Annotated in this window: 11 protein-coding genes; 5 read left to right on the top strand and 6 right to left on the bottom strand. The window is 72.0% G+C overall.

What is annotated here, in order from left to right; genetic code table 11:
- The first annotated feature begins 14 nt into the window (after positions 1-14).
- Positions 15-1,889 (top strand): TolB family protein, encoded by a 1,875-nt coding sequence (locus ACT01A_RS25530; protein WP_445149932.1) that lies wholly within the window; start codon positions 15-17, stop codon positions 1,887-1,889.
- Positions 1,886-2,251 carry a cupredoxin domain-containing protein gene (locus ACT01A_RS25525; RefSeq protein WP_445149931.1) on the top strand — a complete coding sequence of 122 codons (366 nt, stop codon included), beginning with the start codon at positions 1,886-1,888 and terminating at the stop codon, positions 2,249-2,251. The genes ACT01A_RS25530 and ACT01A_RS25525 overlap by 4 nt, the downstream gene beginning before the upstream one ends.
- Here the strand turns inward: ACT01A_RS25525 and ACT01A_RS25520 are convergent.
- Complete coding sequence (locus ACT01A_RS25520; RefSeq protein WP_445149930.1) at positions 2,248-4,833, bottom strand: DEAD/DEAH box helicase; 2,586 nt, start codon at positions 4,831-4,833, stop codon at positions 2,248-2,250. The two genes, ACT01A_RS25525 and ACT01A_RS25520, sit on opposite strands and share 4 nt — an antisense overlap.
- Before the next feature lie 102 nt (positions 4,834-4,935).
- Between ACT01A_RS25520 and ACT01A_RS25515 the strand changes: the two genes are divergently transcribed.
- Positions 4,936-6,093 carry a hypothetical protein gene (locus ACT01A_RS25515; protein ID WP_445149929.1) on the top strand — a complete coding sequence of 386 codons (1,158 nt, stop codon included), beginning with the start codon at positions 4,936-4,938 and terminating at the stop codon, positions 6,091-6,093.
- 33 nt (positions 6,094-6,126) lie between these two features.
- On the opposite strand, the gene ACT01A_RS25510 is transcribed toward ACT01A_RS25515, so the two are convergent.
- Complete coding sequence (locus ACT01A_RS25510; RefSeq protein ID WP_445149928.1) at positions 6,127-7,230, bottom strand: hypothetical protein; 1,104 nt, start codon at positions 7,228-7,230, stop codon at positions 6,127-6,129.
- Positions 7,231-7,259: 29 nt separating this feature from the next.
- A complete protein-coding gene (locus ACT01A_RS25505) occupies positions 7,260-8,666 on the bottom strand; it encodes an ammonium transporter (protein ID WP_445149927.1) in 1,407 nt (468 codons plus the stop codon).
- A gap of 142 nt (positions 8,667-8,808) precedes the next feature.
- On the opposite strand from ACT01A_RS25505, the gene ACT01A_RS25500 reads away from it, so the two are divergent.
- Positions 8,809-11,184, top strand: coding sequence for a CARDB domain-containing protein (locus ACT01A_RS25500; protein WP_445149926.1), 2,376 nt, complete (start codon positions 8,809-8,811; stop codon positions 11,182-11,184).
- A 6-nt stretch (positions 11,185-11,190) separates the two neighbouring features.
- Here ACT01A_RS25500 and ACT01A_RS25495 read toward each other — a convergent pair whose 3' ends face one another.
- Entirely contained in the window at positions 11,191-12,051 is an 861-nt protein-coding gene (locus ACT01A_RS25495) for an LLM class flavin-dependent oxidoreductase (RefSeq protein ID WP_445152866.1), read from the bottom strand.
- Between the two features lie 5 nt (positions 12,052-12,056).
- Positions 12,057-13,100 (bottom strand): aldo/keto reductase, encoded by a 1,044-nt coding sequence (locus ACT01A_RS25490; protein ID WP_445149925.1) that lies wholly within the window; start codon positions 13,098-13,100, stop codon positions 12,057-12,059.
- A gap of 85 nt (positions 13,101-13,185) precedes the next feature.
- On the opposite strand from ACT01A_RS25490, the gene ACT01A_RS25485 reads away from it, so the two are divergent.
- Positions 13,186-13,707, top strand: a complete 522-nt coding sequence (locus ACT01A_RS25485) for a TetR/AcrR family transcriptional regulator (RefSeq protein ID WP_445149924.1) — start codon at positions 13,186-13,188, stop codon at positions 13,705-13,707.
- A gap of 22 nt (positions 13,708-13,729) precedes the next feature.
- On the opposite strand, the gene ACT01A_RS25480 is transcribed toward ACT01A_RS25485, so the two are convergent.
- The gene (locus ACT01A_RS25480) at positions 13,730-14,209 is read right to left on the bottom strand and encodes a pyridoxamine 5'-phosphate oxidase family protein (protein ID WP_445149923.1); all 480 of its coding nucleotides are present in this window, start codon (positions 14,207-14,209) and stop codon (positions 13,730-13,732) included.
- Positions 14,210-14,286: the final 77 nt, after the last annotated feature.

Here is a 14,286-nt window from a genome sequence, read left to right as displayed (position 1 = left end):
GGTAAGGTCGGGCCGTGTCCTGGAGACGATGGCTCGGCGGACCCCTCTGCACCCTGGCGGTGCTCGCCACCGCGGCGTCGGCGCGCGCCGCGGCGCCGCACTCGCCCGACGACCTCGCCCCACCGGACGCGCCCGCGCACTGGCTGCCGCCCGAGCCGTGGGTCTACAACCACTGGCTCCCGTACGACGAGGGCCGGCTCTACCGCGTCCTGCACATCACGCGCGACGGACTGTGGGAGCAGCTGCGCGACGACCACCGAACGCTCGCGCAGCTCGCCGCGCGCCACGGCTACCCGAGCGCGCGCGTGCTGGCCGCCAAGCTCGTGGCGGGCCGCAAGGTCACGGGCACCTCGCGCGCCGAGCTCGAGCGCCGCGCCCGGATGACGATCACGCAGGGCCACCTCGCCCAGCATCTGTTCTTCCACTCCCTGCATCAGTTCGCGATCCCGAGCGCCGCGCCGGACATCTTCGGCGTCACCGACGCCGCGTTCCGCACGCTGCGCCGCCAGGAGCTGAGCCCGCTGGCCATCGGCCGGATGCACGGGCGCTCGCCCGGGCGGATCGAAGGCGACGCGATCGCCGTGCTGCGCGAGCGGATCGCGTTCGGCATCAGCGAGGGCGACATCACCGCGCGCCAGGCCCAGATCCTCTTGCGCCGCCAGCTCACCCAGCTGCCGCGCTGGCTGGATCAGGCGCGCTACAACGGGCCGCCGCTCACGCACAAGGGCGCCCTCGTGCAGAAGCCGCGCGACTACGCGTCCAACCCGGCGATCTCGCGCGACGGGCGCTTCGTCGCCTACGAGGGCTACCGCCAGAAGCTGCCGCTGGCGGTCAAGCTCGGCGAGATCGCGGTCCTGCGCACCAACCTCGACGCGGGCCTCACCGACCTCATCAGCCCCGTCGCACCGGGCGGCAAGACCGGCCCGGATCCGGTCTCGGCCTACAACCCGGCGATCTCCGCCGACGGCCGCCTGGTGACCTACGAGTCCTCGGCCGGCAACCAGAACTTCGCCAAGCGCTACGGCCGGATCGGCGCGCTGCTGTGCGACCTCAGCGCCCACGCGACCACCGCGGTCGACGATCCCTCCGCCGGCGTCCCGGAGTCGTTGTCGGCCTACAACCCGGTCATGGCCGCGGGCGGCACGCGCATGATCTACGAGGCGGTCCGCGACGGCCGCACGGTGATCATGGGCCGGGACGTGGCCAGCGGGCGCGAGCGCGTCGAGGTCGCGGGGACGCGCGTCGGCGGCGGACGCTACGGCGACCCCTACGAGCCGGGGATCTCGGCCGACGGCACGCGCACGGTCTACACGTTGGCCCGCGGCCGTCTCGGCGACCTGCGCGCCGCGCGGTCGGAAGTGGTCGTCCGCGACCGCGCCGGAGCGACGACCGTCGTCGCCGGCGCGCGGGCGGACGCGTTCGCCGCCAACCCGGCGATCTCGCCGGACGGGCGCTTCGTGGCCTACACCTTGACCACGGGCGGGCGCACCACGCTGGCACTGCGCGCGCTCGACGGCGCGGGCAAGACCACCAAGATCCCGGTGAACGCCGGACGCCCGCTCGATCCCGTGGTCGCCGACGGCGGGACCGCGGTGGCGTTCACGGTCGTCGCCGGCGGCCGGGCCCAGGTCCGGATCTGGCACGCGACGACGGACGCCGTGACGACCGTCAGCCGCGCCACCGGCGCGCGCGGCGCGCTCGGCGACGGCTGGTCCGACACGCCCTCGATCTCCGGCGACGGCCGCCGCGTCGCGTTCGCCTCGACGGCCACCAACCTCGATCCCGCCAAGCGCGACGACACGCGCGCGATCGTCGTACGCGATCTCGCCACGCAGACGACGCGCGTGGTCAGCGACGTGGCCGTGGCCTACGGGAAGGCGGCGAAGTGACCACCCGCGCCCGCACCCGCACCGCCGCCGTCGTCGCCTTGACGGCCGCCGCCGCGCTGATCCCGACCGCCGCCCTCGGCGCCGCCAGCCACGGCGGACCGACCGTCAAGATCATCGACAACGCGTTCGTCCGCGAGCGCCAGCGCCCGGTCGTGCGCATCCACACGGGGACGACCGTCACGTGGCGCTGGACCTCACGCCAGTCCCACAGCGTCCTGGTCCGCTCGGGCCCGGAGCGCTTCTCCAGCCCGATCCGCAACCACGGCACGTTCGCACACCGCTTCGCTCGCGCCGGGACCTACCGGATCGTCTGCTCGCTGCACGCTCCCGGCATGCGGATGACCGTCCGCGTCCTGGGCTAGCCCGGGAAGGCCGCCGACGAGAACGACACGGTGTGGATGACCGGCTCGCCCGCCGCGTCTGAGGCGTCGAGGTCGACCGTCGCGACGATCGCGAAGTCGTGGTGGGACTCGGGGTCGTCAATGATCTGGCGCGCGGTCCACGTCCGCCGGCCCTCGTCGTCGCCGGCGGCGTTCGTGCGGTCGAGGATCAGCAGGCGCGGCGAGCGGGCGTTGGGGCCGGAGCCCATCGACTCGTGCTCGTCCCAGTAGGCGCCAAGGGCGTCTTCCCAGGCGGCGCCGTTCATGGCCACGCGTATGGGTGGGTCGGTGAGCGCCGCCGCCGCGGCCTCCAGCTCGGCCAGCGCGTCGAAGCGGTCGCGCGCGGCCAGCGCCACCTTCTGGAACATCGCGTTGCGGACCATGACGGTGAACGCGCGCTCGTTGGCGGTGATCGGCCTGGGCGGCGGCGCGCCTTCGCCGGCCGCGACGGCCTCCGCCGCGCGGGCGACCGACTCCGGATCGGTCAGCGCCTCCCACTCGTCCAGCAGGCTCGAGTCGGTCTGGCGGACCGTCTCGCCGAGCCAGTCGATGATGTCGTCGAGCTCGGCGGTCCGCAGCGGCTCGGGGACCGTCTGGCGCAGCGCCCGGTAGGCGTTGCTGAGGTAGCGCAGGACGAGGCCTTCGGAGCGCGCTAGGCCGTAGTGGGCGACGAACTCGGTGAACGACCGCCCCCACTCGTACATGTCGCGCACGACCGACTTGGGCGAGAGGTCGGAGTCGCGCACCCACGGATGCGTCTCGCGGAAGATGTCGAGTGCCTGGCGCAGCGGCTCGTCCAGCGGCTTGGGGTAGGTGACCTCCTCCAGGAGCTCCATCCGCTCGTCGTAGTCGATCCCTTCGGCCTTCATCTCGGCGACCGCCTCGCCGCGCGCCTTGAAGGCCTGCTGCGACAGCACCGGAAACGGGTCGTCGAGGATCGCCTCGACGACCGACAACACGTCGAGCGAGAACGTCTCGGACTCCGGATCGATCAGCTCGAACGCGACGAGCGCGAAGGACGCCAGCGGTTGGTTGAGCGCGAAGTTCTCTTGGAGGTCGACGGCCAGGCGCAGCGTGCGGCCGTGCTCGTCGGGCTCGGCCAGCCACTCGACGACGCCGGCGTCGAGCAGCTCGGTCCCCAGCGCCTGGGCCTGCTCGGAGAGACGTCGGCGGCCGCGCTCGTCCTCGTGGTTGTCCTCCATCAACGCGCGCATCGTCGCGACCGGGTCCGCCGGCTGGTTGACGACGTTGAGGATCATCGCGTGGTCGACGCGCATCCGCGACACGAGCGGCTCGGGGACCGCGTCGCGCAGACGCTCGAACGTCTCCTCCGTCCAGCTGACCTCGCCCTCGGGCGCCTTGCGGGTCTGGACCTTGCGGCGCTTCTTGGGGTCGTCGCCGGCCTTGGCCAGCGCGCGCGTGCGCTCGATCACGTGCTCGGGCGCCTGCACGACGACGTAACCGGAGGTGTCGAACCCAGCCCGGCCCGCGCGACCGGCGATCTGGTGGAACTCGCGCGCCTTGAGCAGCCGGTGGCGCGCGCCGTCGAACTTGGCCAGGCCCGTGAAGAGCACGGTGCGGATCGGGACGTTGATGCCGACGCCGAGCGTGTCGGTCCCGCAGATCACCTTCAACAACCCGGTCTGCGCGAGCTGCTCGACGAGCCGCCGGTAGCGCGGCAGCATCCCGGCGTGGTGGACGCCGATGCCGCCGCGCACCAGCTTGGAGAGCGTGCGCCCGAAGCCCGCGGTGAAGCGGAAGGCGCCGATCGCCTCGGCGATCGCGTCACGCTCCTCGCGCGTGCAGAGCTTGGCCGACAACAACGACTGCGCGCGCTCCAGCGCCGAGGCCTGCGTGAAGTGCACCACGTAGATCGGCGCCTGGTCGACGGAGACCAGTTCTTCAAGCACTTCATGAAGCGGCTCGACCGACCAGGAGTAGGTCAGCGGGACCGGTCGCTCGGCGTCGTCGATGGTCACGGTCTCACGACCGGTGCGCCGGGTCAGGTCGGTGGCGATGTCGCGCACGTCGCCAAGCGTCGCCGACATCAACAGGAACTGCGCTTGGGGCAAGGTCAGCAGCGGCACCTGCCACGCCCAGCCGCGCTGGCCGTCGGCGTAGTAGTGGAACTCGTCCATGACGACCTGGCCGACGTCCGCGCCGGCGCCCTCGCGCAGCGCGATGTTGGCCAGCACCTCGGCCGTGCAGCAGACGATCGGCGCGTCGGCGTTGACCGACGCGTCGCCCGTGAGCATCCCCACGTTCTCGGCGCCGAAGACCGCGCACAGCGCGAAGAACTTCTCCGACACCAAGGCCTTGATCGGCGCCGTGTAGAACGTCCGGCGGTCCTGAGCCAGCGCCGCGAAGTGCGCGGCGATCGCAACCATCGACTTGCCCGAGCCCGTCGGCGTGGCGAGCACGACGTTGTTGTCGCTGAACAGCTCGATCGCCGCCTCCTCCTGGTGCGGGTAGAGGCTCAGGCCCTGCTCGGACGCCCAGGCGCTGAACGCGTCATAGAGCGCGTCGGGGCTGGACGGTCGTGGAAGCGCGTCGACGAGGGTCATGGATCGCCCAGGACGCTAGCGGTCGTCGCCGTGATCGCCAGCCGCGGGTGCGCGCGCGCCAGCCTGGCTCGTGCCCGCTCATTGCTGACATAGGATCCGCGCATGCGTTTCGCCCGCCGTGTTGGCCCACTCGCGGCGGTCCTCGCCGCGCTGCTCCTGGCGACCTCGGCCGAGGCGATCCCGACCGATCCACCCGTCGCGCCACTCACCCCGGCCGACGGCGCCACGCTGGCGACCGATCAGGCCGGCATCCCGGTGACCTTCGCCTGCCCGGTCTACAACCAGGCCGAGCCGCAGACCGTCGAGGGCATCACCTTCACCTTCCTGGGCGGCTCCGCCGACTACTTCGCCGAGTTCGCGACATCCTCGCAGCTGGGGACCGACGGGCGCCTGCTCGACACCGCCCGCGTCGACCTGGTTACGCCCCAGCCGAGCAACGCGCTGCCCGTGGGCACGTGCGGCGGCATCATGAAGTCCGACCAGGCCGTTCCCGGCGTCGAGATCACGCCCGGCGTCTACTACTGGCAGGTCGTCCGCACGCTGAGCAGCTGCCTCGGCTGCACGCCGCGGTACGAGGCCGGCCCCGTGCGGTCGTTCACGCTGCGCAACGACGTGACGTTGACGGTCGACCAGCCCTCGGGCGTCTACAGCGGCTACGACCATCGCTTCGCAGTCGGCGCCAAGGGCGTGCCGGACGGGACGGACGTCGTGCTCGAGCGCCGTCGCGGCAGCGGCTGGACGGCGATCGGCCGTGGGACGGCGCGCGGCGAGCGCGCGGCCGTGATCGCCCCGCTGCCGCGCGGGAAGCAGAGCGTGCGCGTCGCGTTCGAGCTCGGCGGCCAGCGCTCCTACGGCGCGCCGCGCAGCGTGACGGTCCGCGACGGCCGCACGGCGCGCCGCCAGACCACCCGCGGCGACGACGGCGCCTGGACCGGCCGCGCCGAGGGCGCGCCGGAGGCCAGCAGCTTCCGCGTCGTCAAGGGCGGGCGCGAGATCCGCGACCTGAAGCTGCCGGTCCTGCTGGGTTGCCCCAACCCCGGCCCTACCGGCGGGACCATCCTGCTGCGCAGCCCCGGGGTGATCCGGCTCACGCGGGTCCTTGTGGCCCCGGACGGCCGCTTCGCCAAGCGCCAGCCGGACAGCAAGGGCGTCGCGGAGGTCACCGGTCGTCTGCGCAACGGGCGCCTGAGCGAGGGCACGGCCGCGCTGGTCCGCGGCGAGTGCGAGATCGGCGGCGGCTGGAGCGCCAAGAAGCGCTGATCCTGCCCGGGCGCGCCCTCGACCCGAGCGGCTTCAGCTCGACGCGCGGCGCGCCTGGACCGCGATGCTCCCCGAGCACGTCGCGGTGCCGACCGCGGCGCGAGCGCCGCTCAGCGCGCGACCGTGGAGGCGCCCCGTGAACCGCACGCGCGTGCCGCGGTAGGTGGCCGCGACCGCGAAGCGCCCGTCGGGCGCGATCCGCACCGGCGGCAGGACGACCGTGCTGACGCCGGGCTCGATCCCGGTGGAGTTGGTGGTGCTGGAGCACTGGGTCGGGACGTCGGCGTGGAAGCCGGTGATGCGGCGCCCCTTGCCGGCCACGCGGAAGCGCACCGACGGACGGCGCGCGTCGCGATAGGCGCCGTCGTCGCGCGCGGTCGTCGTCCAGCGGCGGGCCGTGCCGACGGCGATCCGGACGGCCGGGCTCGTCACGTCCTGGCTGCCGGAAGCAGCCCGCGCACGCAGCTGCTGGGCCCCGCGCGGGAGCGCGACGATCGCGGCGTCCGCGCCATCGTCGACCGCCGCGACGCGCACCCAGCCGGAGCCCACGCGCCGCTCCAGGATCACGCCGCCCAGCTGCGACGCGCCGGACGCCGTCACCGCGACCACGAACGGATAACCCACGTACGCGCGCGCGGGGGCGACGATCCGCAACGACGCGTCGGCCGCGAGCACGAACCGGCGCACGGGCGACGTCTCCCAGCCGCTGTCGCAGCCCGAGCACGCGCGCCACGCCTGCCAGTACCAGGTGCCGGGCGTGAGCTGGGGCTTGGGGAAGCCGCCGCTGCCCAGCCGCGCCTCACACGTCCCGGGCGTGACCTCGGCGACGCCGCCGACCCCGTCCGTGCGCGCCAGGCGGCCGTCGGGACCGAGGTCCGGCGCGCTCGACATCGCCGCCCCGTAGTCGCTGATCAACCCCGCGCTCGGCGTGGTGAACGGCGGCGTCGCGGGCGCCGAGCTGTAGGCCGGGCACGCGAAGCGCACCAGGATGCCGTCCGGGTCGACTGGCAGCGACTGCCCGTCCTCGGGCGCCAGCGGCGCGACCGGCGGATCGCCGGGCAGCGCGCCCGACGGCACCGCGAAGGCGGCGAACGCGATCAACGTCGTGAAGCAGCAGACGACCGTCCGGGTGAGCACGGCGGCATCCTACGGGCCGCGGGCCGCGCTCAGTTGACCGTGACTTCAGGGTCGGACATCGGCCCGGTCCCGAAGCGCTGCCCGGGGGTCGACGCACCGTAGCCGACCAGCTCGGGCGCCGGGATGAACTGCTCCGGGTAGCCGTACATCCCGTGCTCGGAGATGTCCAGGCCGGCGTTCTCCTCCTGCGGACTGACACGCAACCCGTAGGTCTTGGCGATCACGTAGAACAACGCGTAGGACACCGTGAACGTGAACGCGACGACGACCGCCACGCCCACGATCTGGGAGCCCAGCTGCGTGAACGAGCCGGTGAGGAACAACCCGCCGTGGCTGCCCGGCAGGTTGTGCTCGGCCAGGCGCGGCGCGGCGAACAACCCGCACGCCAGCGCGCCCCAGGCGCCCGCCAGGCCGTGCGCGGCCAGCGCGCCGACCGGGTCGTCGAGATGGCGGTCGATCGCCAGCACGCCGTAGACCACGATGATGCCCGCGACCCCGCCGATGATCGGCGCCGCCCACGGCTCGATGTAGCCGGCCGGCCCGGTGACCGCGACGAGGCCCGCGATCGCGCCGTTGCCCGCCATCCCGATGTCGAAGGTCTTGGTCTTGGCGTACATGACGACCATCGCCATCGCGACGCCGGAGCTGCCGGCCAGCTGCGTGATCATCGCGATCGTCGGGAAGCGGCCGTCGAGCGCGCCGAGCTCCGAGCCCGGGTTGAAGCCGAACCACCCGAACCACAGGATCAGGACGCCGAGCCCGAACAGCGGCATCGAGTGCCCTGGGATCGCGCGGGGCGAGCCGTCACCTGCGTACTTGCCGCGCCGCGGCCCGAGCTGGAGCAGGATCGCTAGGCCGGCGGCGGCGCCGCAGACGTCCACGACGATCGAGCCCGCGAAGTCCTGCACGTGCACCGTGCTGGCCAGCCAGCCGCCGCCGAAGATCCAGTGCGCGACGACCGGGTAGATGAAGGCCGAGAAGACCAGCGCGTAGATGATGTACACGCCGAACTTGATGCGCTCCAGCGTCGTGCCCCAGACGATCGCCAGCGCGACGGCGCAGAACACGAACTCGAAGAACCACAGCGTCTCCGCCGTCACCCCGTGCTGGTTGGTGGGGAACGCGAGCGGGAAGCTCGCCGCGTCCAGGACCAGCCAGCCGTGCGTGCCGATCAGGTCCCCGGTCCCGCCGAACGCCAGCGCGAAGCCGACCGCCCAGAAGCCCAGCGCGGCGAGCGCGAAGTTGACCAGGACCTTGGCCACGACCGAGCCGGCGTTTTTGCCGCGCACGAACCCGATCTCGAGCATCGCGAAGCCGGCCTGCATGAACATCACCAGCACGGCGGCGACCATCACCCACGCGGAGTTCAGGCCGATGTCGGCGCCGAGCTTCCCCGCGAATCCGAGGGTGTCCGTGGAGGTGTCGGCCAGGATCATCGCGGCGAGCCAGACTGCCCATCGCGGGGTCCGGGGTCTTTGTACGGATGGACAACGTTGAGCGTCCCTGATGCTCCACGCGTGAGAAACGGGGGTCGAATGTGCCCCTGGCGCCACACACGCGCCGGGATACCGTCGCGCGATGAGCGTCCGCCGCCAGCGCATCGCCCTTCTCGCCCTCACGGCCGCCGCGCTGCTGGCCGCGCCCGCCGCCGCCCCGGCCTTCGACACCGGACCGCACTCCGACATCACGCGCGACGCGCTGATCTCCGAGGGCTTCGGGACGACCGCTCAGGACGTGGTGGTGGTCAACAACTGGTTCGTCGACCTGTACTCCAACTCGTCCAAGATCCCGCAGTCGGGGCACGCCGACACCGCGGTCTCGGTCCTCGGCGCGTTCTTCGAGAACGACGAGAGCTGGCCGCAGGCGGTCCTCGACGGCGCCAACCGCATGCACTTCGACGCGTCGGTCTGGGACGTGTCCAACGTCGGCAAGGCGCAGCTCGAGTGGGACCGGCTCCAGCGCGCGACGACCCAGGTGCTCAACAGCATCAAGTCGGTCAACGGGCCGACCAAGGAGGTCCAGGTGCTCTCCGTGATCGGGACGGGCCTGCACTCGCTACAGGACTTCTACTCGCACTCGAACTGGATCGAGCCCCAAGGCGTGCCCGGGGTCGACGGGACCGACTGGTCCAAGCTGCGCTACGGGCTGACGCCGACGTGGTTCGACGTCCCCAAGGAGGCCCGCGACAAGCTCAACGTGTACATCGGCGAGTCGACCGGCCACAAGGAGCGGCCGCACGGCGCCTGGAACACGGACGGCAACAAGGCGCTGACGAAGGGCGTCAACAAGGACTGGCCCGGTCGCCCCGGCTACGCCAACGCCTACATCTCGGCCTATTTCGCTACGCGTCAGTGGGTCCGAGCGATCCACACGGCGCTCGGCGACGAGGCGCTGTGGCAGCGCGTGCTGCGCTACTCCGATCGCCGCGGCGGCGAGCTGGACCACGACCTCAACGGCGCGCTGCGCATCGGGATGGCGACCGGCCACTGGCAGGGTCAGGGCGAGCCGTGCGACCCGTCGTTCTCGCTGAACGTGTGCGGGTCGCGCAACGGCCTGGGCGGCGACCTGATCGGGGCGCGCAGCGCGGTCAACGACTACTTCGAGGACCGCGGCCGCACGCGCTTCCGCGGGACGTTCCAGTCGCTGCTCCCACTCTTCGGCCAGCCGACGCCCAACGGCGACCTGCTGCCGGTGACCTCAACGCGGGACCTGCAGACCTCCACCCGCTTCGTCCAGATGAAGGTCACGTCGATGAAGGGCGTCGGCCTGCGCTCGCTTGGCGACCCGACGCTGGCCGACCGCGCCGACATGTACTCCAAGGCGACGATCGCCGGCCAGGGCTTCCAGTCGGGCGAGATCAACGGCCGCGACAGCTTTGGCTTCGGGCTCCCCTACGCCCCGTTCGAGTTCATCAAGTCGATCCCGGTCGGTAGCCGCTATGCCGAGCCGGTGCGAACGATGACCGTTGAGATCCGCACAAGCTCCAAGACGTTTGCGGGCACCGACGACGACGTCTACCTGAGGATCAGCCCGACGCTGCGCTTCCCATTGGACAAGTCGCTCTACGACGACTTCGAGCGCGGCGACCGCGACACCTACAGCGTCCCGATCGACACCGCGGTGCTCAACGGCCTGAAGGTCGGCGACATCTCACGGGTGCAGATCGAGAAGTCGCCGGACGGCGCCGCCGGCGGCTGGCGGCTGCGCGGCGTCAAGTTGGTGGTCAACGGCCGGACCCTGTACAGCCGCGACGGGATCGAGCGCTGGCTCGAAGACGATCACCGCACCTGGCGCGCGCCGGACTTCACCGCCAGCGCGCCGAGCGGCGCCGCGCTGCCGGTGACGCTCGACCTGTGGGACGAGGACTCCAACGTCTACGGCGGCGACGACCACGGCGATCTCAACCTCTATGACAACCGCAAGCGCCTCGTCCGCGCCTACGTCCCGGGCTCGGCCGTGCGCGGGACGGCCACGGGCGGCAGCGAGCTCAGCGGGCGCATCGGCGACGGCGACAAGGCGTCGGTGACCTACACGATCGACACGCTGACCCCGACGCCCGCCCTGCCCCCGATCGTCGTCCCGCCGGTCCAGCCGCTCCCACCGGTGGTGGTGACCCCGCCGCCGGTGGTCACCACGCCCACGACGCCGCCGCCGCCCGGCCCCAAGCCCGACCTCGTGATCAGCGCGATCGGCTTCTTCAACTCGACCGATCGGTACGCCTTCACCGTGACCAACCAGGGCGCGGCCGCCGCAGGCCCCTTCAGCGTCGGCGTCCCGGGCGAGGGCACGTGGACCTTCCCGAGCGGCCTGGCCGCCGGCGCCTCGGCGACCCGAACCATCCGCACCATGTGTAAAAACGCCACCGAGACGGCGACCGCCGATGCGCTCGGCGAAGTCGACGAGAGCGACGAGACCAACAACTCGCGCTCGTTCGACGACGTCTGCATCCTCTAGGGCCGCTCAGCCGCCGATCAGCTCCGTCGCCACCCAGCGCGCCACGCCGGGCGGGTAGGGCGCAGAGAGGCCGAGGACGACGTGGTCAAAGCCGGCGCCGGTCGCGGCGGCGATCGCGCTGCGGGTGGTGGCCGGGTCGTCGTAGTCGACCGGCAGGTGGATCGACCGTGTGATGGTGGTTGGGTCGCGGCCGATGTCGGCGCAGCAGCGGTCCAGGAGCTCGGAGCGCTCGCGGAGGTCGGCGATGTCGGCGCCGCCGCCGGGGATGTTCCAGAGGTCGGCGTGCTTGGCGACGACGCGCAGCAGCGGGCCCGTGCGGCCGCCGATCATGATCGGCGGGTGCGGACGCTGGACGGGCTTGGGGTTGCCGAAGGCGCCCTTCAAGGTGGTGTGGTTGCCATCGAAGTCGAACGGTTCGGTCTCCGTCCACAGCCGCTTGATCAGCGTGCAGGCCTCGTCGAGCGCCTCGATCGAGTGGGTGAAGTCGTGGAACGGGAGGCCGTGGGCCTCGTACTCGCGACGCGCGATCGGCGCGCCCTGGCGCGAGCCGGCGCCGATGCCGAAGTCGAGGCGGCCGCGCGACACCACGTCGACCGTCGCGGCGATCTTGGCGAGCACCGCCGGAGGCCGGAAGCGGTTGCTGGTCACCAGCACGCCGACGCGCAGCCGGCGCGTCTGCGCGGCCAGCGCCGCCAGCAGCGTCCAGCCTTCGAACGCCGGCCCGAGCGGGTCGCCGAAGATCGGCATCAGGTGGTCGAAGAGCCACGCGTGCTCGATCGCCTCGACCTCGTCGGCCTCGCGCCAGACGCGCAAGATGTCCTCGTAGCCGACCTGCGACGGTGCGGTCATGATCCCGAAGCGGACCATCGCGCTCACCCCTGCCGCCGGCGCGCCGCGGCGGTCAGCGCGGTCGTGCTCGTGTTCCACATGTTGTCGGCGACGTTGACGGTGTGCCCGGGCGGGACGATCGCGTCGATCCGATCCAGCACGTCGTCGGTGAGCACGACGCCGTCGGCGGCCAGATAGCCATCGAGGTGCTCGCGCGTGCGCGGCCCGACGATCGCCGAGGTCACCGCGGGGTGCCGGACGACGAAGGCGATGGCCATCTGCACCAGCGTGATCCCCGCCTCGTCGGCCAGCGCGCCGAGGGCGTCGGCGGCGTCGAGCTTGGCGGCGTTCTCCGGCGCGGTCACGTCGTAGGCGGCGGCGAAGCGCTGGGTCCGCGCCGCCGATCCGGGTCCGTCGATCGCCTGCCCGTGCCGGTACTTCCCTGACAGCCACCCGCCCGCCAGCGGGCTGTAGGCCATCACGCCCAGGCCGTGCCGCGCGGTGGTCGGCAGGACGTCGTACTCGACCGCGCGCGTGAGCATGTTGTAGATCGGCTGCTCGGTGCGCATCCGCTCGCGGCCGCGGCGCTCGGCCGTCCACTGCGCCTCAACGATCTCCGAGCCGGAGACGGTCGACGCTCCGAACATCCGGATCTTCCCGGCGTGAACGAGGTCCGACAGCACGCCGAGGGTCTCGTCGACGTCGGTGTCCGGATCGAGTCGGTGGACTTGGAACACGTCGATGTGGTCGGTCTGAAGCCGCCGCAGCGAGCCTTCGACCGCCTCGGTGATCCAGCGCCGCGACGCCCCGCGCTGGTTGGGGTCCTCGCCGAACGGCAGGCCGGCCTTGGTGGCGAGCACGACGCGGTCGCGGCGCCCGCCGGCCAGCGCCTTGCCGACGATCTGCTCGGATTCGCCGGCGGAGTAGAAGTCGGCCGTGTCGATGAAGTTGATCCCGGCGTCGAGCGCGCGGTGGATGATCGCGACCGAGTCATCGTGGTCGGGGTTGCCGAACGGTCCGAACATCATCGCGCCGAGGCACAGCGAGCTGACCTGGACGCCGGTGCGTCCCAGGGGTCGGTAGTCCATGGAGGTCTCCTTGGGTAGAGTCCAGAGATGAAGCGGAGAGCTTGTCCGTATCACTGTAGCGGATAGCCTCTCCGCTTAGACCGCCATGCCCCGACGCGCCGACGCCGAACGCAACCGCACCAAGATCCTCGCCGCCGCCCGCGAGGCGTTCGCCGACCCGAACGCAACCGTCTCGATGGCCGAGGTCGCCCGCCGCGCCGACGTCGGGATGGCCACGCTCTACCGCAACTTCCCGGGCCGCCGCGAGCTGCTCGAGGCGCTCTACACCGAGGAGGTCGACGCGATCTGCGCCGCCGCCGGCGAGGTCGATGGCTTCGTCCCCTGGCTACGCCGCTTCATTGCCTTCTCGACCGGCAAGCGCCAGATCGCCGCCGAGCTCCTCACCCACGTCGACGGCACCGACCCGGTCTTCGACGGCGGCCGCGCCCGCGTCATGGCTGCCGGCGCACCGCTCCTCACCGCCGCGCAAGAGGCCGGCACGATCCGCGCCGACCTCACCCTCGAGCAGATCCTCGACATGGTCATCGCGATCGCCCGCATCCACGGCGACGCCGACTACGTGGGACCGATCCTCGACGCGGCGCTGGCCGGGCTCGCCCCGAGCTGACGATCGCGTCCGCGGACGGTCGTCAGGGACGCGCGACCCGTCGCATGTCGATGCCGCTCGGGTTGGAGGGATGGCGTCCGGGCACATGGACCTCACATCCCGTCACGCGCGCGACGTAGAGCCGCAGCGGAGCGTCGCCGCGCAGGTCATCGGGCGTCATCGCCCCGGCGCCCGCACGCGGATCGAAGGCCTCCTCCACCACACGCTCCAGCTGCTCCTCGGGCACCCGCTCGGCGATCGCGTCCAAGTACACCGCCTCGCCCTCTCCCGCCCGCACCGTCGAGTCGAAGATCACGATCGCCACCACCGGCGCCGTCTCCACGTTGCGCGAATGCCGCGCCTCGGGCGACGACACCCAGTAGAAGTCGCGGTACCGCGCCTCCGAGTAGAACACCGGCGAGACCCGCGGACCACCATCTGGCTCCCGCGTCGCAAGCGTCATGTAGTGATTGCCATCGATGACCCGGCGGGCCAGCGCGTCTGCGTCGAGATCCGTGCTCACCCACCCAGGACGCCGGGGGCAGGCGGAAGTCATCGACGAACCACGCAACCTTCCTACCGCTCAGCCGTCCTCATCGG

It is taken from the genome of Baekduia sp. Peel2402, from assembly GCF_052567285.1.
The sequence above is the reverse complement of the archived record's forward strand: the minus strand, read 5'-3'. Positions and strand labels throughout refer to the sequence as shown.

Coding starts and splice junctions, on each gene's coding strand:
- ACT01A_RS25520 (WP_445149930.1), bottom strand. CDS start 4,833: ATGACCCTCGTCGACGCGCTTCCACGACCGTCCAGCCCCGACGCGCTC.
- ACT01A_RS25515 (WP_445149929.1), top strand. CDS start 4,936: ATGCGTTTCGCCCGCCGTGTTGGCCCACTCGCGGCGGTCCTCGCCGCG.
- ACT01A_RS25505 (WP_445149927.1), bottom strand. CDS start 8,666: ATGATCCTGGCCGACACCTCCACGGACACCCTCGGATTCGCGGGGAAG.
- ACT01A_RS25500 (WP_445149926.1), top strand. CDS start 8,809: ATGAGCGTCCGCCGCCAGCGCATCGCCCTTCTCGCCCTCACGGCCGCC.
- ACT01A_RS25495 (WP_445152866.1), bottom strand. CDS start 12,051: ATGGTCCGCTTCGGGATCATGACCGCACCGTCGCAGGTCGGCTACGAG.
- ACT01A_RS25490 (WP_445149925.1), bottom strand. CDS start 13,100: ATGGACTACCGACCCCTGGGACGCACCGGCGTCCAGGTCAGCTCGCTG.
- ACT01A_RS25485 (WP_445149924.1), top strand. CDS start 13,186: ATGCCCCGACGCGCCGACGCCGAACGCAACCGCACCAAGATCCTCGCC.